Source organism: Pseudomonas sp. GW821-FHT09C10, from assembly GCF_059418085.1.
Genome location: NZ_JBWKPE010000015.1, coordinates 51,578 through 73,642, shown reverse-complemented (window position 1 = coordinate 73,642; position 22,065 = coordinate 51,578). Strand labels below are relative to the sequence as shown.

Annotated in this window: 26 protein-coding genes; 16 read left to right on the top strand and 10 right to left on the bottom strand. The window is 62.8% G+C overall.

Annotated elements, in window-relative coordinates; all coding sequences use genetic code 11:
* Positions 1–2 precede the first annotated feature (2 nt).
* The 4 genes from lpxK to AC07OT_RS24715 form a co-directional block, all read right to left on the bottom strand.
* Positions 3–1,013, bottom strand: a complete 1,011-nt coding sequence (gene lpxK / locus AC07OT_RS24730; RefSeq protein ID WP_495109278.1) for a tetraacyldisaccharide 4'-kinase — start codon at positions 1,011–1,013, stop codon at positions 3–5.
* Complete coding sequence (locus tag AC07OT_RS24725; RefSeq protein ID WP_027607319.1) at positions 1,013–1,441, bottom strand: ExbD/TolR family protein; 429 nt, start codon at positions 1,439–1,441, stop codon at positions 1,013–1,015. Before AC07OT_RS24725 ends, lpxK begins: the two co-directional genes overlap by 1 nt.
* Positions 1,438–2,073, bottom strand: a complete 636-nt coding sequence (locus AC07OT_RS24720; RefSeq protein WP_027607320.1) for a MotA/TolQ/ExbB proton channel family protein — start codon at positions 2,071–2,073, stop codon at positions 1,438–1,440. The genes AC07OT_RS24725 and AC07OT_RS24720 overlap by 4 nt, the downstream gene beginning before the upstream one ends.
* Before the next feature lie 109 nt (positions 2,074–2,182).
* Entirely contained in the window at positions 2,183–4,408 is a 2,226-nt protein-coding gene (locus tag AC07OT_RS24715) for a ComEC/Rec2 family competence protein (protein WP_495109277.1), read from the bottom strand.
* A 135-nt stretch (positions 4,409–4,543) separates the two neighbouring features.
* Between AC07OT_RS24715 and AC07OT_RS24710 the strand changes: the two genes are divergently transcribed.
* On the top strand, positions 4,544–5,059 hold the full coding sequence (locus tag AC07OT_RS24710; RefSeq protein ID WP_065940048.1) for a DUF2062 domain-containing protein: 516 nt from the start codon (positions 4,544–4,546) through the stop codon (positions 5,057–5,059).
* A 3-nt stretch (positions 5,060–5,062) separates the two neighbouring features.
* Here the strand turns inward: AC07OT_RS24710 and AC07OT_RS24705 are convergent, their stop codons facing one another.
* Together AC07OT_RS24705 and AC07OT_RS24700 are read right to left on the bottom strand one after the other, a co-directional pair.
* Positions 5,063–6,430, bottom strand: a complete 1,368-nt coding sequence (locus tag AC07OT_RS24705) for a sensor histidine kinase (RefSeq protein WP_141155363.1) — start codon at positions 6,428–6,430, stop codon at positions 5,063–5,065.
* Entirely contained in the window at positions 6,420–7,148 is a 729-nt protein-coding gene (locus AC07OT_RS24700; protein WP_065940050.1) for a response regulator transcription factor, read from the bottom strand. The genes AC07OT_RS24705 and AC07OT_RS24700 overlap by 11 nt, the downstream gene beginning before the upstream one ends.
* A 205-nt stretch (positions 7,149–7,353) precedes the next feature.
* On the opposite strand from AC07OT_RS24700, the gene AC07OT_RS24695 reads away from it, so the two are divergent.
* The 4 genes from AC07OT_RS24695 to AC07OT_RS24680 all read left to right on the top strand — a co-directional run bounded on the left by AC07OT_RS24695 (position 7,354) and on the right by AC07OT_RS24680 (position 12,033).
* Positions 7,354–10,107: a response regulator gene (locus AC07OT_RS24695; protein WP_065940051.1), complete on the top strand. Its 2,754-nt coding sequence runs from the start codon at positions 7,354–7,356 to the stop codon at positions 10,105–10,107.
* A gap of 23 nt (positions 10,108–10,130) precedes the next feature.
* On the top strand, positions 10,131–11,120 hold the full coding sequence (locus AC07OT_RS24690) for a 2-hydroxyacid dehydrogenase (RefSeq protein WP_065940052.1): 990 nt from the start codon (positions 10,131–10,133) through the stop codon (positions 11,118–11,120).
* A 71-nt stretch (positions 11,121–11,191) separates the two neighbouring features.
* On the top strand, positions 11,192–11,632 hold the full coding sequence (locus AC07OT_RS24685) for a hypothetical protein (protein WP_065940053.1): 441 nt from the start codon (positions 11,192–11,194) through the stop codon (positions 11,630–11,632).
* Positions 11,629–12,033 carry an META domain-containing protein gene (locus AC07OT_RS24680; RefSeq protein WP_027607328.1) on the top strand — a complete coding sequence of 135 codons (405 nt, stop codon included), beginning with the start codon at positions 11,629–11,631 and terminating at the stop codon, positions 12,031–12,033. Before AC07OT_RS24685 ends, AC07OT_RS24680 begins: the two co-directional genes overlap by 4 nt.
* Positions 12,034–12,173: 140 nt before the next feature.
* On the opposite strand, the gene AC07OT_RS24675 is transcribed toward AC07OT_RS24680, so the two are convergent.
* The gene (locus tag AC07OT_RS24675; RefSeq protein WP_032889653.1) at positions 12,174–12,635 is read right to left on the bottom strand and encodes a TlpA disulfide reductase family protein; all 462 of its coding nucleotides are present in this window, start codon (positions 12,633–12,635) and stop codon (positions 12,174–12,176) included.
* Between the two features lie 115 nt (positions 12,636–12,750).
* Between AC07OT_RS24675 and arsC the strand changes: the two genes are divergently transcribed.
* The 3 genes from arsC to AC07OT_RS24660 are packed head-to-tail and all read left to right on the top strand — an operon-like array spanning position 12,751 to position 14,106.
* On the top strand, positions 12,751–13,104 hold the full coding sequence (gene arsC / locus AC07OT_RS24670) for an arsenate reductase (glutaredoxin) (protein ID WP_495109276.1): 354 nt from the start codon (positions 12,751–12,753) through the stop codon (positions 13,102–13,104).
* The gene (gene wrbA / locus AC07OT_RS24665; RefSeq protein WP_027606360.1) at positions 13,101–13,715 is read left to right on the top strand and encodes an NAD(P)H:quinone oxidoreductase; all 615 of its coding nucleotides are present in this window, start codon (positions 13,101–13,103) and stop codon (positions 13,713–13,715) included. Before arsC ends, wrbA begins: the two co-directional genes overlap by 4 nt.
* Positions 13,699–14,106: a DUF2069 domain-containing protein gene (locus tag AC07OT_RS24660; protein WP_065940056.1), complete on the top strand. Its 408-nt coding sequence runs from the start codon at positions 13,699–13,701 to the stop codon at positions 14,104–14,106. Before wrbA ends, AC07OT_RS24660 begins: the two co-directional genes overlap by 17 nt.
* A 7-nt stretch (positions 14,107–14,113) precedes the next feature.
* On the opposite strand, the gene AC07OT_RS24655 is transcribed toward AC07OT_RS24660, so the two are convergent.
* Both AC07OT_RS24655 and ttcA read right to left on the bottom strand, forming a co-directional pair.
* Positions 14,114–14,785 (bottom strand): DNA-3-methyladenine glycosylase I, encoded by a 672-nt coding sequence (locus tag AC07OT_RS24655; RefSeq protein WP_495109275.1) that lies wholly within the window; start codon positions 14,783–14,785, stop codon positions 14,114–14,116.
* 80 nt (positions 14,786–14,865) lie between these two features.
* A complete protein-coding gene (gene ttcA / locus AC07OT_RS24650) occupies positions 14,866–15,690 on the bottom strand; it encodes a tRNA 2-thiocytidine(32) synthetase TtcA (protein ID WP_065940057.1) in 825 nt (274 codons plus the stop codon).
* A gap of 264 nt (positions 15,691–15,954) precedes the next feature.
* On the opposite strand from ttcA, the gene AC07OT_RS24645 reads away from it, so the two are divergent.
* Positions 15,955–16,557 (top strand): Yip1 family protein, encoded by a 603-nt coding sequence (locus tag AC07OT_RS24645; RefSeq protein WP_027606356.1) that lies wholly within the window; start codon positions 15,955–15,957, stop codon positions 16,555–16,557.
* Positions 16,558–16,686: 129 nt separating this feature from the next.
* A complete protein-coding gene (locus tag AC07OT_RS24640) occupies positions 16,687–17,181 on the top strand; it encodes a SprT family zinc-dependent metalloprotease (protein ID WP_027606355.1) in 495 nt (164 codons plus the stop codon).
* Between the two features lie 96 nt (positions 17,182–17,277).
* Here AC07OT_RS24640 and AC07OT_RS24635 read toward each other — a convergent pair whose 3' ends face one another.
* Positions 17,278–18,453: a CaiB/BaiF CoA transferase family protein gene (locus AC07OT_RS24635; RefSeq protein ID WP_495109274.1), complete on the bottom strand. Its 1,176-nt coding sequence runs from the start codon at positions 18,451–18,453 to the stop codon at positions 17,278–17,280.
* Positions 18,454–18,610: 157 nt separating this feature from the next.
* On the opposite strand from AC07OT_RS24635, the gene tusD reads away from it, so the two are divergent.
* From tusD to AC07OT_RS24605, 6 genes are all read left to right on the top strand, one after another.
* Positions 18,611–19,003: a sulfurtransferase complex subunit TusD gene (gene tusD, locus AC07OT_RS24630; RefSeq protein ID WP_495109273.1), complete on the top strand. Its 393-nt coding sequence runs from the start codon at positions 18,611–18,613 to the stop codon at positions 19,001–19,003.
* 1 nt (position 19,004) lies between these two features.
* Positions 19,005–19,355, top strand: a complete 351-nt coding sequence (gene tusC / locus AC07OT_RS24625; RefSeq protein WP_495109272.1) for a sulfurtransferase complex subunit TusC — start codon at positions 19,005–19,007, stop codon at positions 19,353–19,355.
* Entirely contained in the window at positions 19,355–19,633 is a 279-nt protein-coding gene (gene tusB / locus AC07OT_RS24620) for a sulfurtransferase complex subunit TusB (protein ID WP_092488792.1), read from the top strand. Before tusC ends, tusB begins: the two co-directional genes overlap by 1 nt.
* Positions 19,630–19,965, top strand: a complete 336-nt coding sequence (locus AC07OT_RS24615) for a TusE/DsrC/DsvC family sulfur relay protein (RefSeq protein WP_495109271.1) — start codon at positions 19,630–19,632, stop codon at positions 19,963–19,965. The genes tusB and AC07OT_RS24615 overlap by 4 nt, the downstream gene beginning before the upstream one ends.
* Entirely contained in the window at positions 19,962–20,963 is a 1,002-nt protein-coding gene (locus AC07OT_RS24610; protein ID WP_495109270.1) for a glycosyl transferase family protein, read from the top strand. Before AC07OT_RS24615 ends, AC07OT_RS24610 begins: the two co-directional genes overlap by 4 nt.
* Positions 20,964–21,051: 88 nt before the next feature.
* Positions 21,052–22,047 (top strand): glutathione S-transferase family protein, encoded by a 996-nt coding sequence (locus tag AC07OT_RS24605; RefSeq protein WP_495109269.1) that lies wholly within the window; start codon positions 21,052–21,054, stop codon positions 22,045–22,047.
* The last annotated feature ends 18 nt before the right edge of the window (positions 22,048–22,065 follow it).

Genomic DNA, 22,065 nt, shown 5'->3' with positions numbered 1-22,065 from the left:
GTTTAAGGCAAAAGACGGGCGGGCAGCAGGCGCATCAGCTGCGTGTCGAACCAGGCGACGAACGCCGGCGACGGCACCGCATCCACCGCAAGGTACCACCAGTCGGGCTGGGCAAAGGCGCGGCACTTCACCGCGTCCTTCTCGGTCATGACCAGTGGCAATGACGGGGTAAAATTCAAGACCTCGGCGCTGTAGGGCGCGTGGTCGGCAAAAACATGGGAAATCGGCTGCCAGTGTAGCGTTTCAAGGGTGTTGAAGAAACGTTGTGGATTACCGATACCGGCGACCGCATGTACCTGCTGCCCCTCAGGAAAGTACGCCAGCGACTGGCGCTCGCCGCTGTGCAGGTTGACCAGTGCGGTAGGTTGCAGGCGAAACCCAAAGCCATCGTCGCGATCCGAGCCGGCACCGTTGTAGAGCAGCGCATCCACACTGTGCAAGCGCTCAACCGGCTCGCGCAATGGCCCGGCCGGCAGGCAACGGCGATTGCCCAGGCCCCGGGCGGCGTCGATCAGCACCAGTTCCAGGTCACGGGCCAGGCGGTAGTGTTGCAGGCCGTCGTCGGAGAGGATCAGGTCGAGGGTCTCGCTGGCAAGCAAGGCCTGCACCGCACGACTGCGGTCGGGATCGATCATCAGCGGCACGCCGCAGCGCTGCACGATCAGCAAAGGCTCGTCACCCGCCACCGTGGCGCTGTGGCTGGCCTCGACGCGCCAGGGCAACTGCGGTGGCTTGGCGCCATAGCCGCGACTGACCACACCCACCCGCAGGCCACTGCGTCGGCAGTGTTCGATCAACCACAGGATCAACGGCGTCTTGCCGGTGCCGCCCACAGTGATATTACCGACCACCACCACCGGCACCGGCGATTGATAGATCTCGCCCTCTCCCGCCAGGAACCGCGCGCGCTTGCGCTGCACCACCCGGCGATACAACGATTCCAGCGGACGCAACAACGCGAGCGCCGGATGGCCCTCGTACCAGGCCTTAAGCAAACGATCGGACATGGCCATCAGGGTTGGCTCGCCGCCTCGACAGTGCTCATGCGCAGATGGCTGAAACCGAGCTTGCCGGCGGCGTCCATCGCCGTGATCACGGCCTGGTGCTGGGTCTTGCCATCGGCACTGATGGACAACGGCATCTTGGTATCGCCGCCGGATTCTTTCTCCAAGGCCGCCATGAGGCTGGCGAGGTCGTTTTTCTCCAGCACCTGGTTATTCACCGAAAACGCCCCGTCGGCGCTGATGGCGATGTCCAGTTGCTTGACTTCCTGGTCTTCGGCCGGCGAACCACTCACGGCTTCCGGCAGGTCGACACGCAGTTCGGTCTGCCGGGTGAAGGTGGTGGTGACGACAAAAAACAGCAGCAGGATAAACACCACGTCGATCAACGACGCGAGGTTGATGTCGACATTTTCCCGTTGCTTGCGGCGAAATTTCACGCTTTGCCCCCAACCAGGTCCACATCACGGTCGCCCTGCACCACTTCCACCAGCTTGATGGCTTCCTGCTCCATACCGACCACCAGTTCATCGATGCGCCGCTGCAGGAAACGGTGGAAGAACACCGAAGGAATACCGACCATCAGGCCCGCCGCCGTGGTAATCAGGGCCTTGGAGATACCGCCGGCCAGCACGGCCGCGTTGGTGGTCATGCCCGAGCCCATGAACGAGCTGAAAATATCGATCATGCCCAGTACCGTCCCCAGCAAGCCGAGCAACGGCGCCATGGCTGCGATGGTGCCGAGGGCGTTGATATAGCGCTCCAGTTCATGGATGACCCGGGCGGCGGCCTCTTCGATGCACTCTTTCATGATCTCGCGACCATGCTTGGAGTTGGCCAGGCCGGCGGCGAGGATTTCACCCAGCGGCGAGTTGGCGCGCAGTTCCTTGAGTTTGTCCTTGTCCAGCTGCTTGTTCTTGATCCAGCTCCAGACCTGCCCCAGCAGATGCTCGGGGGTGACGCGACTGGCGCGCAGGGTCCACAAACGTTCGGCAACGATGCCGAGTGCGGCGATGGAGCTCAGGATGATGGGCAACATCATCCAGCCGCCAGATTTGACCAATTCCCACACAGTGAATGTCCCCTCGAAAAAGTGCGCCACTTTACCATATAGGTTCGGCGGCGGGGTTCGTCGGCCTTGGACCCGTCTGTCCCAGGCGCCGGCCTTTGGCATGGCCGGCTCAGGGTAACGTTTCGCGCCAAAAACGGCGTTGACTACGCGCAACAGTCGGTGGCTGGAAAGCCCCTAATTGCACACGCACCGCGCCATGCTCGGCACTGTCGTATATCTGGCTGCCCAGTCGCTGGTAGCGCTCCACCACCTGCGGGTGAGGATGGCCGAACGCATTGCCACGCCCACGGGAAATTAGCACCGACGTGGGCGCCAGCTGCTGTAGAAAAGGCCACGACGACGAACTGCGGCTGCCATGGTGAGGCGACTGCAGCCAATCGGTGCGCACGGCCAGCGAAGACGCGAGAAATGCTCGCTCGGCAGCCCGATCAATATCCCCCGTGAGCAGCAGCCGCTCACCATTGGCCTGGACCTGCAGAACACAGGACTTGGGGTTGCCATCAATCGCATCAGGCCACTGCCACAGCTCGAATGCCACACCGTCCCACTCCCACCGTTCGCCGCTGACACAGGGCTGGGTGGCAAGAAACCCGGGCAACCCCTCGGTTTCACCGCCCACGACACGCCGGATCGGCAACCCTCGGGCAACAGCCGACGCCCCACCGGCATGATCGGCGTCGGCGTGGCTCAGCAGCATCATATCCAGCGTCCCGACGCCGAGTTTTTTCAACGCAGGCACTACCACGCGGGCACCGAGATCAACCGTCCCCGAACGCGGGCCGGCATCGTAGAGCAACGTGTGATGGCGGGTACGCAGGATCAAGGCCTGACCTTGCCCGACATCCAGCTGCACCACCTCCACCCGCCCATGGGGCACGAGCTCGCGGGGTGGAAACACGGCCAACAACAGCAGCGGCCAGCCCAGTGGCCGAAACGGCACGCCTTTGGGCAGCAGTAACAGCACCGCGCCGACCAGGCTGATCAGCCAGTAACCCAGGGGCACCTCGGCCGGTATCCAGGCAGGCATTTGCCCAGCGAGCCATGCCAAGCCCCGGAACAACCCGTCAATCGCCCCACCCGCCAGCCACAACAAGCCCTCACCCGCATACGGCAGCGGCAACAATGCGCTCCCCAGCAAGGCCAGGGGCAACACCACCAGGCTGATCCACGGCACGGCAACCAGGTTGGCCAGCGGCGCACTGACGCTGACGGGCAAGCCGAGCACCAGCAACACAGGAAACAGACCAACGGCAATCAAGCACTGGGGACGTGTCCACGCCTGCCAGACGCTCCACGGCCCCAACCGCCCACCAAATCCCAGGACCAGCACCGCGACAGCCATGAAGGACAGCCAGAATCCCGGTTGCAGGCTGGCCAGTGGCTCCAGGATCAGCACGCCATTGAGTGCCAGCAACAACGGCCACCAGAAGCCCAGATGACGAAAGCGCAGGCGCCACAACAACACCAGCCCCACCATGACGCAGGCCCGTTGCACCGGCACGCCAAACCCTGCCAGCAGGCCGTACCCCAGTGCAGCGGCAAACGCCAGGCCGCACGCCCACGGCAGCCACGGCCAGGTACCGGGCCAGCAGCCGTAGCGTGCAAGTAGCGCGACCAACCCGTAGATCAACCCCGCCAGCAAGCCAATGTGCTGGCCGGAAATCACCAGCAGGTGCACCGTGCCAGTGTCCTGCAACACCTGCCAGTCTTCGGCCGCCAGCCCGGAGCCATCCCCCAGCACCAAAGCCGCCAGGCCCGCCTCGCGGCCGTGGGCGTCCACCGCCATCAGGCGTTGGCGAACAGTGTCACGCCAGGCATGACGCGCCGGCGCCAGGCGCTCACCATCCTTCACCGAGCCGGTGGCGCCAATGCGCTGGGCCAGCAGCCAGGCCTCCTGATCGAAACCATGAAAATTGAGCAGCCCGGCAGGCCGTTTCAGCGTCACGGCCAGACGCCAGCGCTCGCCACTGCGTACCGGCGGCCCGCCGTGCCAAAACACCCGGATGCGCTTGGGCAACCGGGCGTTGCGCGCCTGGCTGTCGGCCAGCTCAAAACGCACGCCCGTCTCTGTCTGCTGCGGTAACCCGGTTACACGGCCTTCCAGCCATCGCGTCTGGCCATCCAGCACCGGCCGTAGTCGATCATCCAGCGCCCACTGCGCACTGATGCAGGCCCAGCTCAAGCCCAACAGGAAAAACGCCAGTGGCGACGTACGAAAAGGCAATAGCATCAATGCCAGCACCAACATGGCTATCAGCCATCCCGTCGGCGGCAGCGCCGGTAGAAAGCGCAAGGCAAGCAACCCCAACGCGAGCGCGAACATCCCTGTCTTCATGAACACTCCTTTTCAAGTGATCCACTCAGTCTTAGACGAGGGCCCAGCGTGTCCTATGATGTTTTGTCACAAAGTCTGAATTTTCTGTTTATAGAATGCGGGCATACTTGCCCCTCGAACTGACCTGGACCCCCTATGCCTCGGCGCTTATTCAAACGGTACATGCCCGACCCCACCAGTATCAGGGAACACAAGTCATTACAGTTTCTTGGCACGTTGCTGCACGACCCGAACCTCTGGCACCTGAATCGACACTCCGTGGCACGCGCCATGGCCGTAGGTTTGTTCGCGGCGTTTATCCCGATCCCGTTGCAGATGCTGCTGGCGGCAGTGCTGGCGATCACCGTGCGCGGCAATATGCCCATCGCCATCAGCCTGGTATGGCTGACCAACCCGATCACCATGCCGGTGGTGTTCATCTGCACCTACATGACCGGCGCCTGGCTGATGAATGTGCCACCGCGCAGCCTGCCCGACGACCTGACCTGGGAGTGGATCAGCGGCCAGTTGAGCACGCTGTGGCAACCCTTCCTGCTGGGTTCGGTGGTGTTGGGGCTGGTGCTGGGCGCATTGGCCTACTGCCTGACCATGGGGTATTGGCGCTGGTGGGTCGCGCACCAATGGAAAAAGCGCAGGCAGCGCCGAGGCTGAGACCTATCGCGCCGGCAACCGCAGGTGCACACGCAAGCCCTGGCCGGTATTTTCCGCCCACAGGCTGCCGTCCTGGCGTTGCACGGCATTACGCGCGATGCTCAGGCCCAGCCCGAAGCCACCATCACCGGGCCTCGAACCGTCCAGCCGCGTAAACGGCGCAAAGATTCGCTCCAGATCCTGCTCATCGATTCCCCCGCCCTGGTCTTCCAACCAAAGGTGCCAATACTCCCCCTCGCGGCAGCCATCCAGGCACACGACCCCCTCCGCCGGGGAATGGCGTATGGCGTTGCGCAGGATATTCTCCAGGGCCTGGGCCAGGGCATTCAGGTTGCCCCTCACCCAACTGTCGGCGCCCAGAAGGCAGGGCAGCCGCGATGCCGGCCAACCGCTTTCAAAGCACGCGTTCTCGCGCAGCATGTCCCACAGCGCCTGCACCTGAATATCTTCTTTGGGCAGCGGCGCCCGCTCGGTATCCAGCCAGGCCAGTTGCAGGCTGTCTTCCACCAGGCGCTGCATGGCGTCGATCTCCCGACCCAGCCGCTCACGCAGGCGCGCAAGATCCTGCTCACTGTCACAGGCCACCCGCAAACGGCTCAAGGGCGTGCGCAGTTCATGGGACATGTCCCTTAACAGCTGCTGTTGCAGCATCACCGTACCCTGCAAGCGCTCGGACATATGATCAAACGCGCGCCCCAGCTCGCCCAATTCGTCCTGGCGGCTGGTGGCGTCGTGGGACATCCGCGTATTCAATTGATCGGCACGCCATGCGTTGGCCTGCTCGCGCAGTTGATTGAGGGGCATGATCAGCAGCCGATAGAGGCCGATGCACAGCAACAAGGTAAATAGACCGGGAATCACGCCGTTGGTCAGCACCCGCCAGAACAGTTGGTAGCGTCCCGGCATAAAGCGCTGCGGCAGTTCAATCACCAGCGAACCGGCGCCCGGATCCACCGCAAACGGGATCTTCAACCACGGCAACCCCTTGACGTGGCGGCTGACCGGCCAGTCCAGGCCCCGTAGGAAGGTCAGGCGCTGGCTTTCCGTGTCAGTCAGCGGATAGCTGCTCAACGACTGCAAGTCATTGCCGATTACCCCGATCCACGTGCTTTCGCGCTTGCCCATTGCCTGCAGCCACGCATCGACGCCGGCATTGCCGCCCTGGTTCCAGGCCTGCTCGGCGCCGACTGCATAACCACTCAAGGTGCTCCTGGCCTCATCGGACAGGTAGGCGTTCTTTTGCTCCATGTACCGGCCCCAGGACCAACTGAGCCAGATCATCAGCAAACAGAAGGCGATCAGCAGGCAGGCAAGTTTCCAGAATAACGAGTGCCTGCCCGGCAGCCGTTTCAGCGATGCCTCAAAGCCCATCGTCGTGACCGCTCAACACATAGCCCTTGCCCCACACCGTGCGCACCTCACGCTCGGTGTAGCCGATGGCCTTGAGCTTGCGGCGGATCTGGCTGATATGCATGTCGAGGCTGCGATCATGGGGCGCATAACCCCGTTGCAACACGTGCTGGTAGAGGAAGGCTTTGCTGAGGACTTCTTCAGCGTTGCGATGCAGGGTTTCCAGCAGGCGATATTCGCTGCGGGTCAGGCCCGCCCAGTGGCCTTGATGAAAAACATCGCACAGCTCATCGTCGAAACGCAGGGTGCGGGTATCCTCGCGCACTGGCGCAAGGGTCGGCAACGGGCGCCGATCCAGGGCCACCCGCCGCAGGATGGCTTCGATACGCACGCGCAGCTCAACCATGCTGAAGGGTTTGGGCAGGTAATCATCGGCCCCCAGGCGAAAACCGCTGACGCGATCGGTTTCAGCGCCCAGGGCCGACATCAGGATCACCGGAATCGAATGGCTCCGGCGCAGATGGGTGAGGATCGACAAGCCATCCAGGCCCGGCAGCAGAATATCCATCAACACCACGTCAAATGCCTGGTCGCGCGCCATCTCCAGGCCCTGCTGACCGTTCTGGCACCAGGTGACCTGGAAACCACAGCGCCCCAAATGCTCGTGCACATAGGCACCCAGCACGGGGTCATCTTCAATTGTGAGGATACGGGGTAGGCCAACTGCCGCGGGATTCATTAGCGTCTGCAAGTCATTCTCAATCACTGATTATTCAAGATAACCCCGCCGCAGGCAATCGCCACACGGCGTCCAACGGCCCGAAGATTGCCCTCTGTCATTAATTTGCAAGATTCCAGGCCGCGCAAATGGCTACACTGCGCAGGTGGCGCGGGCCGGATGCCGGCGCGGAAGATTGATATCAGTGTGGTAGCAGGAGAGTGGCGTGCTTAAAAGAATGGGGATAAAAGGCCGCGTACTGTTGCTGACCTTATTACCGACCAGCCTGATGGCCTTGTTGTTGGGAGGGTACTTCACCTGGATGCAGCTCTCGGAGTTGCAGGCCCAGTTGCTGCAACGCGGCGAAATGATCGCCGAGCAGCTGGCGCCCCTGGTGGCTCCGGCCATGGGCAGCAGGAATACCGACCTGCTGGAGCGTATCGCCACCCAATCCCTGGAACAGACGGACGTGCGCACCGTGGCGTTCCTCGCGCCGGACCGCACGCCCCTGGCCCACGCCGGCCCGACCATGCTCAACCAGCCGCCGGTGGGCAACAGCTCCCACCTGCTGCAGCGCACCGGCAACGACGCCACGCGCTACCTGCTGCCGGTGTTTGGTCGCCATCGCAACCTGGCGGGCGATTTGATCCCCGATGAAGCCGATCGCCTGCTTGGTTGGGTCGAGGTGGAGCTGTCCCACAACGGCATGTTGCTGCGCGGCTATCGCAGCCTGTTCGCCAGCCTGCTGCTGATTGCCATCGGCCTGATCTGCACCGCGGCCCTGGCCTTGCGCATCAGCCGTACGATCAACGCGCCGATTGGCCTGATCAAGCAAGCGGTGGCCCAGCTCAAGGACGGCAACCTGGAAACCCGCTTGCCACCCTTGGGCAGCCAGGAGCTGGATCAGCTCGCATCGGGCATCAACCGCATGGCCGAAACCCTGCAAAATGCCCGGGAAGAACTGCAGCACAGCATCGACCAGGCCACCGAAGACGTGCGCCAGAACCTGGAAACCATCGAGATCCAGAACATCGAGCTGGACCTGGCGCGCAAGGAGGCCCTGGAGGCCAGCCGCATCAAGTCCGAGTTCCTGGCGAACATGAGCCATGAAATCCGCACGCCGCTCAACGGCATACTCGGTTTTACTCACCTGCTGCAAAAAAGCGAGCTGACCCCGCGCCAGCTGGACTACCTGGGCACCATCGAAAAATCCGCCGACAACCTGCTGGGCATCATCAACGAGATCCTCGATTTCTCGAAGATCGAGGCCGGCAAGCTGGTGCTAGACAGCATCCCCTTCAACCTGCGGGATTTGCTGCAAGACACCCTCACCATCCTCGCCCCCGCCGCCCATGCCAAGCAGCTGGAACTGGTCAGCCTGGTCTACCGCGACACGCCGCTGGCGCTGGTGGGCGACCCGCTGCGGCTCAAGCAGATCCTCACCAACCTGATCAGCAATGCGATCAAGTTCACCCGCGAAGGCACCATCGTGGCCCGGGCGATGATCGAGGACGAGCAGGAAGACAGCGTGCAACTGCGCATCAGCGTGCAGGACACCGGCATCGGCCTGTCCAGCCAGGACGTGCGGGCGTTGTTCCAGGCGTTCAGCCAGGCCGACAATTCACTGTCGCGCCAGCCCGGCGGTACGGGGCTGGGCCTGGTGATTTCCAAGCGCCTGATCGAACAAATGGGCGGTGAAATCGGCGTCGACAGCACGCCGGGCGAAGGCTCTGAGTTCTGGATCAGCCTGAACCTGCCCAAGACCCGCGACGACGTCGAAGACCTGCCCTGCGCGCCGTTGCTGGGCCATCGCGTGGCGGTGCTGGAAAACCACGACCTGGCGCGCCAGGCCCTGCAGCACCAGTTGGAAGACTGTGGCCTGGAAGTGACGCCGTTCAATACCCTGGAAAGCCTGACCAACGGCATCACCAGCGCTCACCAGACCGAGCAGGCTATCGACCTCGCGGTACTCGGCGTGACCGCCAACGATATTCCGCCCGAGCGCCTCAACCAGCACCTGTGGGACCTCGAACACCTGGGTTGCAAAGTGCTGGTGCTGTGCCCCACCACCGAACAGATGCTGTTCAACGAGTCGGTCCCCAACCCCAACAGCCAGTTGCAGGCCAAGCCGGCGTGTACCCGCAAGCTGCGCCGTGCCCTGTCCGACCTGATCAGCCCGCGGCCGTCACGCAGTGAACCGGGCGAGCCGTTGTCCAGCCGTGCGCCGCGTGTGCTGTGTGTCGACGATAACCCGGCAAACCTGCTGTTGGTGCAAACCCTGCTGGAAGACATGGGCGCGCAGGTCCGTGCAGTGGAAAGCGGCTACGCAGCGGTCGACGCGGTGAAACAGGACACCTTCGACCTGGTGCTGATGGACGTGCAGATGCCGGGCATGGACGGACGCCAGAGCACCGAGGCGATCCGCCAGTGGGAAAGCGAGCGCCATGGCACGCCCTTGCCGGTGGTCGCCCTCACCGCCCACGCCATGGCCAACGAAAAGCGCGCCCTGCTGCAAAGCGGTATGGACGACTACCTGACCAAACCCATCAGCGAACGGCAACTGGCCCAGGTGGTGCTGAAATGGACCGGCCTGGCCCTGCGCAACCAGGTGCCGGAGCGCGCCGTCGAAGGCCTGGGCCCCGGGGTGCAATTGCCGGTGCTGGACCACGAGGAAGGCCTGCGCCTGGCCGCCGGCAAGACCGATCTGGCGGCCGACATGCTGGCCATGCTGCTGGCCTCCCTGGAAGCCGACCGCCAGGCCATTCACGTCGCCCGCGAGGCCAAGGACAACCTGGCCCTCATCGAACGTGTCCACCGCCTGCACGGCGCCACCCGCTACTGTGGCGTGCCGCAACTGCGCGCCGCCTGCCAGCGCGCCGAAACCCTGCTCAAGCAGGACGACGCCAAGGCCATGACCGCGCTGGATGAACTGGACATGGCCATTGCACGGCTGGCCAGTGAAGCACGGGTCAGCGCCTGAATTCATCAAAAAGGAAGCCTTTGATGCGCGTGATTCTTTTCAGCAGCCAGACCTACGACCGCGACAGTTTCCTCGGCGAACCCTTGCCGCGCGGCCTGGAACTGCAATTCCAACCCGCCCGGCTCAACCTCGACACCGTTGCCCTGGCCGAACACCACGAAGTGGTCTGCGCCTTTATCAACGATGACCTCAGCGCCCCAGTGCTGGAACACCTGGCCAAGGGCGGCACGCGGTTGATCGCGTTGCGTTCGGCCGGCTACAACCATGTGGACCTGCCTGCCGCCAAACGCCTGGGCCTGACCATCGTGCGCGTCCCGGCCTATTCGCCCCATGCGATCGCCGAACACGCGGTGGCCCTGATCCTCGCCCTCAACCGCCGCCTGCATCGCGCCTACAACCGCACCCGCGACGGCGATTTCAGCCTGCATGGCCTCACCGGCTTCGACCTGGTGGGCAAGACTGTCGGCGTGGTCGGCACCGGCCAGATCGGCGCCACGTTCGCCAGGATCATGGCGGGCTTCGGTTGCCGGCTGCTCGCCTACGACCCGTTCCCCAACCCGCAGGTCCAGGCCCTCGGCGCTGACTATGTGAGCCTGCCTGAGCTTTTGGCCCAGGCGCAGATCATCAGCCTGCACTGCCCGCTGACCGCCGACAGCAAGCACCTGATCAATGCGCACTCCCTGGCGCGGATGCAACCCGGCGCCATGCTGATCAACACCGGTCGCGGTGGCCTGGTCGACACGCCGGCGCTGATCGAAGCACTCAAGGACGGCCAGCTCGGCTACCTGGGGCTGGATGTGTACGAGGAGGAAGCCCAGCTGTTTTTCGAGGACCGCTCCGACCTGCCCTTGCAGGACGATGTGCTCGCGCGCCTGCTGACCTTCCCCAACGTGATCGTCACCGCACACCAGGCGTTCCTCACCCGCGAAGCCCTGGCGGCGATTGCCGGCACCACATTGGCCAATATTGCGGCATGGGCCGATGGCCGGGCGCAGAACCTAGTCGAAGGATGATCAGCGGTCACATACCAGGCTCATGATCAGCAGGCACCCGTGATAGGATGCCGCGCCTATTTGGAGGATCCATGGCCGAACACGATTTCCGCTTCAGCTTGCTGAGCCCGCAACACACCCTGATCGAATGCCGTGCCCTGGTGCCGGGCCGTTACCAGGTCACCGGCAACGGTGGCTCGATCAAGCACGACGACGTGCTGATCGTCACCCTGCGCGGCAGTAAAACCTTGTCCATGCGTCTTACCGTCGAAGGTGACGCGCGCTACTCCATCCGCCCTGCCGGCCAGTGGGTCGCCATGGCCCGCGGGCCGAAGTTCGGCGAGCTGGAGATTCACACCTGGAAGGTCAACTGCGACAGCTGCGACACCGTGCTGGAGTTTGAATTCGCGGTGGAAACCAAGCTGACCAAGGAGCCGCTGCAACCGGCCGCCAATGCACGCATTGCCGAGTTGGGCTGGTCCAGCGAAGGCGACAAGCACCGTTGCCCGAAATGCCAGAAGGCCGGGCAATGAAAGGCCTGCTTCTGCTCGCCGCCGTCGGTGCGGCCCTGAGTGGCTGCGCCGGTGACGCGGCCAAGCTCAAGCAGGATCACAGCTACGTGGTGGAGTGGATTGGTGAGCGGCCGTTGATGGATTACGCACACCTGACCGTCACCCTCGGCGCCGATGGGCGTGCCTACGGCAACGGCGGTTGCAACCACTGGTTCGCGCCGTACACCCTTGAGGGCGACAAGCTCAGCTTCGGCAAGCTTGGCAGCACCCGCAAGCTCTGCGCCGAGGCCCTGATGGAGCAGGAACAGCGCTTCTTCCAGGCCCTGCAAGGCGTACAGCGCTGGGACATCTCGCCGATCGAGCAGACCCGCTTCTGGCCGGCCGAAGGCAAGCCGATTCGCCTGTGGCTCGAAGAGGGCTGATTCCACCGATCTACAGGTTGGTGAGATTTAAATGTGGGAGGGGGCTTGCCCCCGATGACGGTGTAACAGTCACTGATGTATTGACTGACACACTGCTATCGGGGGCAAGCCCCCTCCCACATTTGATCGAGGACAATACTCTAGCCGCGCAAAGCCTTGAGCTTGGCCAGCACCCCTTCCGCCGTCTGCTCACCCATCAACTGCTCGCGCACCTTGCCCTTGTCATCGATGATATAGGTCACCGGCAACGCTTCGCTGCGCGGAATCTCGAAGATCCCATCCGGGTTCTGTGCCAGCACGGTGAACTTAATCCCCAGTTTGTCGCTGGCTTCCTTCAGCTCTGCACCCTGCACATTGTCGAAGTTGACCCCGAACACCCCCACGCCCTGCCCCTTCAACTGTTCCGCCAGGGCGTTGAGCTCAGGGATTTCCGTACGGCACGGGCCACACCATTCCGCCCAGTAGTTGACCACCAGCCACTGTTTATCCAGGCGCTCGGCCGCGACCTTCTGGCCGTATTGGTCAACGCCGTAGTCATTGCCGCAGCCGCTGAGCAGCAGGGTTGTGATGATCGCCAATGCACCGATCAGTCGCCTTGTCATGGGGTATTCCTTCGCAAAAATGAACGTTGGCTGCGACCTATCGCCTCTTACGGTTTAAGGACAGGACGCCGCGCAGGTAGAATACCCGCCACCTTACGCAAGATGCGACCCGCACATGACCGATCTGACGCTTTATCACAACCCGCGCTGCTCGAAATCCCGCGGTGCGCTCGAACTGCTGGAAGCCCGAGGCCTCGCCCCCACCGTGGTGCGTTACCTGGAAACTCCGCTGAATACCGCACAATTGAAGACACTGCTGGCCAAGCTGGGCATCAGTGCCCGCCAACTGCTGCGCACCGGCGAAGACGAATACAAGGCCCTCAACCTGGCCGATGCCAGCCTCAGTGAAGCGCAGTTGATCGCCGCGATCGCCGAACACCCCAAGCTGATGGAACGCCCGATCCTGGAAACCGCCGATAAAGCCATCATTGGCCGTCCGCCAGAGAACGTACTGGAGATCCTGCCGTGACTGCGCCGTATGTGCTGGTGTTGTATTACAGCCGCAATGGCTCGGTGAGCGAAATGGCTCGGCAGATTGCCCGGGGCATCGAGCAAGGCGGCATGGAAGCGCGGCTGCGCACCGTACCGGCGATCTCCACCGAATGCGAAGCCGTGGCGCCGAGCATCCCGGACGAAGGCGCGCTGTACGCCAGCCTCGATGACTTGAAAAACTGCTCGGGCCTGGCCCTGGGCAGCCCGACGCGCTTCGGCAACATGGCCGCGCCGCTCAAGTACTTCCTCGATGGCACCAGCAACCTGTGGCTCACCGGTGCGCTGGTCGGCAAGCCGGCCGGGGTGTTCACCTCCACCGCCAGCCTGCATGGCGGCCAGGAAACCACGCTGATGTCGATGCTGTTGCCGCTGCTGCACCACGGCATGCTGATCACTGGCCTGCCCTACAGCGAACAGGCACTGCTCGACACCCAGGGCGGCGGCACACCGTACGGCGCCAGCCACCATGCGGGGCCGGATGGCAAGCGCCTGCTCGACCCGCATGAAATTACCCTGTGCCGGGCCCTGGGCCTGCGCCTGGCCAAGACCGCCACGCTGCTGGAGAACGGCCGTGGCCAGGAAGCCTAAGGTCCTACCGCCGCAAGCGTGGCTGGAGCCACGGGTCAAGGCGGCACGCGCGTTAAGCCTGCTGGCGTTTTTCGCCCTGGTGGGTTTGTTGTGCGGGTACTACCTGTTCGTCGCCGACCTGCACGGGGCACGCCCGTGGGTGATCCTGCTGATCGAACTGGTGCCGCTGCTGGTGCTGGCGCCGGGGATGATCATCGGCAGCGCGCGCGGGCATTCGTGGATGTGCTTTGCGGTGAACCTGTATTTCATCAAGGGCGCGCTGGCGGCGTATGACCCGAACCGGCAGTGGTTCGGGGTGCTGGAGATGCTGGCCAGCCTGGCGGTGTTTTGCACGGCGCTGCTGTATGTGCGCTGGCGGCACCAGTTGAACCGCCGGCTGGCCACACCCTAGAACCCCGTCAGTGATTCACCGTATAGGCCAGCATCATCGACAACTGGCACATCGGCCGCCCACTCTCGGCATGCCACTGGTTGAACGCAGCCTGCACCGTGGCCAGGTCGCGCAGGCTGGTGGGTGCCTTGTCGACAATCTTCTGCGCATTCAATGCCGCCACCACGTCATCGCTCGGCACAAAAGTATCCTTGCCCACCATCCGCAAAAAGCGCGGGGCCGACAGCCCGCCCAGCTGATGACCGTGCTTGCTCAGGTATTTCCATAACCCGACGATGTCGGTCACCGGCCAGTCGGCGATAAATGCGCCGAAGCTGCCTTTTTCCTGCTCGATGTCCAGGATCATCTGCGCATTGCGCGGCACACTCTTGAGCTTGCCCAGGTGACGAATGATGCGCGTGTCCTGCATCAGCCGCTCCAGGTGCTCGGCACCCATCAGCACGACTTTTTCCGGGTCGAAGCCGAAGAACACCTGCTCGAAGGCCAGCCACTTGGCATCCACCACGCTGTGTTTCAAGCCGGCGCGAAACACGCGCAGCGCCAAGGTCGACAGGTAGCGATCATCACTGATCTTGCGCAATTGCGCCGGGGTCTTGGGCACCGGCAGGTGGGCGTCCAGCTCGGCCGCTGAACCGAAGCGGTTCAGACAATATTCGTGCAGCCACTTGTAATCGCGCATGCCCTCTCCTGCTGTTGAATGCTGGCAATGGAATTGAAAACGGCGCCCGCGAGCGCCGTGTGTCAGAGCGTTGAATGAGCTCAGAGGTTCACAACATTGACGAAACGCGGCGCGGCAGTCTCATCGATTTTCAGGCTGGTGAAGTCGAACAGGTTGCGGTCGGCCAATTGCGACGGCTGCACGTTCTGCAGGCTGCGGAAGATACTTTCGGTACGCCCGGGGGTCTTGCGCTCCCAATCCACCAGCATGTCCTTGACCACCTGGCGCTGCAGGTTTTCCTGGGAGCCGCACAGGTTGCACGGGATGATCGGGAATTGCTTGAAGTCGGAATAGGCCTGGATGTCCTTCTCGTTGCAATACGCCAGCGGGCGGATCACCACGTTGCGCCCGTCATCGGCACGCAGCTTGGGCGGCATGGCCTTGAGCGAGCCGTTGAAGAACATATTGAGGAAGAAGGTCTCGACGATATCGTCGCGGTGATGACCCAGGGCCATCTTGGTCGCCCCGATCTCATCGGCAAAGGTGTAGAGCGTGCCACGGCGCAGGCGCGAGCATAGCGAGCAGGTGGTCTTGCCTTCAGGGATCAGTTCCTTGACCACCGAATAGGTGTCTTTTTCAACGATGTGGTACTCGACGCCCAGCGCCTTGAGGTAGGCCGGCAGCACGTGCTCGGGGAAGCCCGGTTGTTTCTGGTCCATGTTGACGGCAACGATCTCGAACTTGATCGGCGCGACCTTTTGCAGGTGCAGCAGCACGTCGAGCATGGTGTAGCTGTCTTTGCCGCCGGAGAGGCAGACCATGACCTTGTCGCCGTCCTCGATCATGTTGAAATCGGCGACTGCCTCACCGGCCAGGCGGCGCAGGCGTTTTTGCAGTTTGTTCTGGTTGACCGTAAGAGTGCCCATGGCGCTTGGATCCGCTGGAGGTGTGTGACGAAAAGCCGGGTATTTTACGCAAAAAAAACAGCTAAAGGGCTAACAGTAAAAGACCCCGCCGCGATTATGCCCCCTGTTTACAGCGCAATTTGCTCTAAAGGCCTTACGGTTATTCCGGTCATCCCTTCCTATACTGCGACTTGAGGTCGCACACATATATCCAGACCTTTGTGGCCATTTGGCCCGTGGGCGCTCCGATGGGGGGCGATGGTAATAACGACAGGAGTGACTGGCATGATCCATCACGTCGTGGGGCTGTTTACCCATCCCGACCAGGAATGGCGGGAAATTCGTGGCGATAAAGAAGAAAGCATCGGCCACATGTACCTCACTCACACCTTGATTCTCGCGGCGATCCCCGCCGTATCGGCTTTTATCGGCACCACCCAGGTCGGCTGGGTCATCGGCAACCGCTCCCCGGTCATGCTGACCCAGGAAAGTGCGCTGTGGATGACTCTCATGTCCTACGCGGCCATGCTCGGCGGCGTCGCGGTCATGGGCGCGTTCATTCACTGGATGGCTCGCACCTACGACGCCAACCCCAGCATGGCGCGGTGCGTGGCGTTTGCCACCTATACCGCGACACCTCTGTTCATCGGCGGGCTGGCGGCGCTCTACCCGCATATGTGGCTGGGCATGGTGGTGGGCACTGCGGCGATCTGCTACACGGTGTACCTGCTGTATGTCGGCGTACCGACCTTCATGAGCATCGACCCGGATGAAGGCTTCCTGTTTTCCAGTTCCATACTGGCCGTAGGGCTGGTGGTGCTGGTGGCGATCATGGCGTTTACCGTGATTGTCTGGGGCCTGGGCGTGGGGCCGATCTACACGAACTGACCCGTTCAATGGCAAAGGCAAGGCCACCGCAAGGTGGCTTTGTACGTGATGGATGACCATTCGGCGCCTGACAGATTCGGAAACACTCGGTTTTGCGGCATACTGGACGTCTCTGGAGATATGTACAGCATGCCCGAGCAACTCAATACCCGCGTCGAAGATTGTTTCCTGCAAGCCGAATCCTTTTTCAAACGAAGCTTCAAACGCCCCCAGGTCAGCCTCAAGCTGCGGGGCCAGAAGGCCGGTGTCGCGCATTTGCACGAGAACCTGCTGCGCTTCAACCCACAGTTGTACCGAGAAAACAGCCAACACTTCCTGAAACAGACCGTGGCCCATGAGGTGGCACACCTGATTGCCCACCAATTGTTTGGCGAGCGCATCCAGCCCCATGGCGAGGAATGGCAACTGATCATGCGTGGGGTCTACGAACTGCCGCCCGACCGTTGCCACACCTATGCCGTGAAGCGTCGCCAGGTGACCCGTTATATCTACCGGTGCCCGTGTGCCGACAGCGACTTCCCGTTTTCATCGCAACGCCATGGCATGGTGGCTCAGGGGCGGAGGTATCTGTGCAGGCGGTGTCGGCAGACCTTGGTGTTTACCGGCGAAACCAGGGTGGAATAAAGGCCTCATCGGGAGCAAGCCCCCTCCCACATTCAGGCCTGTGAATACGATCAACCTGTGGGAGGGGGCTTGCTCCCGATAGCGTCCGCCCAGCCACTACATAATCACCTTGGAGCTGCGCAGCTCGCTGATGCGCTGCGGGCTCAAGCCCAGCTCCGCCAACACTTCATCGCTGTGCGCGCCCACGGCGACGCCAATGTGCCGGGGCGCTGGCAACCCTTCCGAAAACTTCAACGGGCAGGCCATCTGCGCCTGGCTCGAGCCGTCGCCCCTGGGCACCTGGCTGACCAGCGCCCGCGCCTTCAGTTGCGGATGGGCCACGGCTTCGCTGAGCGTCAGCACCGGCTCCACGCAGGCATCCGCCCCGGCAAACAGCTCGCACAACTGCTCGAAACTGCGCTTCTCGAACTCCACCTGCAAGGCCTGCTTAAGCGCCGGCTGCTGCTCAGGCTTCAAGCCCTGCGCGGCCAACTCCGGGCGGCCCAACGCTTCACACAATTGCTGCATGAAAGCCGGTTCCAGACTGCCCACCGCCATCCAGCGCCCATCCCGCGAGCGGTAATAGTCATAGAAACTGCCGCCATTGAGCACATGGGCCTCTCGCTCAGGCTCCACCCCACACGCCAGGTAACCCGCGCCGGCCATGGCATTCAGGCTGAACGAGCAATCGGTCATGCTCACATCCAGGTATTGCCCGACCCCACTTTGCTGACGGGCGATAACGGCCGCCAGCAGCCCCACTACCGCATGCAGCGAACCGCCGCCCACGTCCGCCAACTGCACGCCCAAGGGCAGTGGCCCGCTGTCCCGGCGTCCGGTGTAACTGGCGACCCCGGCCAACGCCAGGTAGTTGATGTCATGCCCGGCGCGGTCCTTATAGGGCCCGGTCTGGCCGTAACCGGTGATCGACACATAAATCAGCCGCGGGTTGATCGCCTTCAGCGCCTCGTACCCCAGGCCCAGGCGCTCCATCACGCCGGGGCGGAATTGTTCGAGGACAATGTCGTAGTCCTTGACCAGTTCGCGCACGATCTCCAGCGCCGGGGCCTGCTTCAAATCCAGCGCCAGGCTGCGTTTGTTGCGATTGAGATAGGCATGGCTGGCCGAAGTCCCCCGGTCATGGGGCGGCAGCACCCGCAGCAGGTCCATGCGCGTGGGAGATTCGATGCGCAGTACCTCGGCGCCCATGTCCGCCAGCATCAAGGAAGCAAACGGGCCGGGCAGCAAGGTGGAAAAATCCAGCACTTTGAGGGACGCCAAGGGACCTGACATGGAGATTCCATTTGGGTTTCGGATTGCCACAGACTAGGCAGCCTGGCGCCTACCGGCAATCGTCAGAACGATCATCGAGGGTGACCGTTTTGATCATGGCGGGCTTTTTCGTGGCGGCGGCTTTATCATTGCCCCACGTTTGCTTGCAGAGTGTTCCATGAAGTTTGCGATTGCAGTGTTTTCCGCCGCCCACGCGCCCTCCTCGCGCCGCGCCCTGCTGTTTGCACAGGCAGCGTTGGCCGGCGGGCATGAGATTGTGCGGCTGTTTTTCTATCAGGACGGCGTCTACAACGCCTCCAACACCCTCGTGGCACCCCAGGATGAGCAGGACATTGCCCGCCAATGGCACGAGTTGGTCAATGCGCATCAACTCGATGGCGTGGTGTGCATCGCTGCCGCCTTGCGTCGTGGCGTGCTGAATGCCGAGGAAGCCACGCGCTATCAACGCAGCGCGACCAACCTGGATGCGCCCTGGGCGTTGTCGGGCCTGGGTCAATTGCACGACGCCGCCCAGGCCGCCGACCGCCTGATCTGTTTTGGAGGGCCGTGACATGTCCAAATCCTTGCTAGTGATCAGCCGCCAGGCGCCCTGGTCCGGGCCGAGCGCGCGCGAAGCGCTGGATATCGTGCTGGCCGGGGGCGCGTTTGATCTGCCGATCGGCGTGCTGTTCATGGATGACGGCGTGTTCCAACTGGCGCCGCACCAGGACGCCAAGGCCGTGCAGCAAAAGGACCTCAGCGCTAACCTGCAGGCCTTGGGCCTGTTCGGCATCGATGACGTGTTCGCCTGCCACCATAGCCTGGGGGAGCGCGGGCTGACGCAGCCGGCCAATGCCCAGTCGCTGGACAGCGAAGCGATCTCCAGGCTGATTGACCGTTACGACCAGGTGATAACCCTCTGATGTCGACTTTACATGTGGTATCTCACTCTCCTTTTACCGATAGCCGCCTCGCCAGTTGCCTGCGTATCTGCGGCGCCGAGGATGCGATCCTGCTCTGCGGCGATGGCGCCTACGGGTTGCACAACCCGGCCCTGCGCACCAAGGGCGTGAAGGTGTTCGTGCTGGCGGAAGACATGCAGGCGCGCAACCTGCCGCTGCCGGACTGGGCCGACAGCGTGGACTACCCGGGTTTCGTGCAGCTGTCGCTCGACTACAGCAAGGTCAACACCTGGCTATGAACACCCTGACCGTAGGCGCGCGCACCCTCGAGCTGGACAAGGACGGCTACCTCGTCGACCTTAACGAATGGTCCCCTGAGGTGGCCGAGGCCCTGGCTGCCGCCGAGGCCCTGGAGCTGACCCCGGACCATTGGCAGATCCTCGAGCTGCTGCGCCAGTTCTATGCCGAATTCCAGCTGTCCCCCGCCACGCGCCCGCTGATCAAGTACACCGCCTTGAAGCTGGGCCCTGAAAAGGGCAACAGCCTGCACCTCAACACACTGTTCAACGGCACTCCCGCCAAACTCGCCGCCAAGCTGGCGGGCCTGCCCCGGCCGACGAATTGCTTATGACCGACTTTGCCCCACTGACCCTTGAAACCCCTGCCGAGCATCCGTTTGCGCAGTTCGTGCGCATCCTGGGCAAAGGCAAGCGCGGCGCGCGCAACCTCACCCGCGAAGAGGCCCGCGAAGCCATGGGCATGCTGCTCGACGAAAAAGTCGAAGACACCCAGCTCGGCGCCTTCCTGATGCTGCTGCGCCACAAGGAAGAAAGCCCGGAAGAACTCGCCGGTTTTACCCAAGCCGTGCGTGAACGCCTGGACGCCCCCGCACTGAATGTGGATGTCGACTGGCCGACCTACGCCGGCAAGAAGCGCCACCTGCCGTGGTTCCTGCTGGCGGCCAAGTGCCTGGCGCAACATGGCGTGCGCATCCTCATGCACGGCGGCGGCGCACACACGGCGGGCCGGCTGTACACCGAACAATTGCTCGAAACCCTGCACATCCCGCTGTGCCGCAATTGGCAGCAGGTCGGGACGGCGTTTGAACAAGGCAACCTGGCGTTTATCCCGCTGGGCGACTGGGCGCCGCAACTGCAACGCATGATCGACCTGCGCAACACCCTGGGCCTGCGCTCGCCGATCCACTCCCTGGCGCGCCTGCTCAACCCGCTGAATGCGCGCTGCGGCCTGCAAAGCATTTTCCACCCCGGTTACCAGGGCGTGCACCGCGATGCCAGCGGCCTGCTTGGCGACCATGTGATCGTGGTCAAGGGCGACGGCGGCGAAGTCGAGATCAACCCCGACACGATCAGCCACCTCTATGGCACCACCGGTGGCGAAAGCTGGGATGAAGAATGGCCTGCCCTCTCCGACCAGCGCCACGTCAAGCCGGCAACCCTGGAGCCTGAACACTTGAAGGCCGTGTGGCGCGGCGACGTAGAGGACAGCTACCCGCAACTGGCGCTGATCGCCACCATGGCCCTGGCCTTGCGCGGCCTCGGCCACCCACGGGAACAGGCGTTCGCATTGGCCCGGCAATACTGGGATGCACGGGACAAATCGATTTAATCGATCATTCACGCCCGGTCTTTGCGCTTTTAGTTCGAACTCATCCCTTTAGACTGGGCTCCAACGCTTATTAGCCAAGGAGCCAGTCATGGGTTTGCTGATCGAAGGACACTGGAAAGACCAGTGGTACGAAAGTAGCGCAGATGGCGCTTTCCAGCGCGAACAGGCCCAGCGCCGCCACTGGGTGACCGCCGATGGCCAGCCTGGGCCCAGCGGCGAAGGCGGATTCAAGGCCGAGGCCGGTCGTTATCACCTCTATGTGTCCCTGGCTTGCCCCTGGGCCCATCGCACCCTGATCCTGCGCAAGCTCAAGGGCCTGGAAAGCATGATCGACGTGTCCGTGGTCAGCTGGCTGATGCTGGAAAACGGCTGGACCTTCGACAAGGCCCACGGCTCCACCGGCGATAAGCTCGATGGTTTCGAATTCATGCACCAGCGCTATACCGCCGACACCGCCGACTACACCGGCCGCGTCACCGTGCCGGTGCTGTGGGACAAGCAGCTCAACCGCATCGTCAGCAATGAATCGGCGGAGATCATCCGCATGTTCAACAGCGCGTTCAACGGCCTGACCGGCAACACCCTGGACTTCTACCCCGAGCCGCTGCGCGCGACCATCGATGGGCTCAACGAGCGGATCTACCCGGCCGTGAACAATGGCGTGTACCGCGCAGGCTTTGCCACCTCACAAAAAGCCTATGAAAGCGCGTTTGATGATGTGTTTGCCGAACTGGATCACCTGGAGCAGCATCTGGGGGACCATCGCTACCTGGCCGGCGAGTACCTGACCGAGGCGGATGTGCGCTTGTTCACCACGCTGATTCGTTTTGATGCGGTGTATTACAGCCACTTCAAATGCAATCTGCGACGGATTGCCGATTATTCGAACCTTTCGAATTGGCTGAGGGAGATGTATCAGTGGCCGGGCGTGGCCGAGACGGTGGATTTCGCACACATCAAGGGGCATTACTATGGGAGCCACCGCACCATCAACCCGACGGCGATTGTGCCGAAGGGGCCGTTGCAGGCGTTTGATGCCGGGCATGATCGAGCGCGGCTGACAGGTCAGGGTGTCTTGAGCTGAGTACGGCTGGCAAGCCCG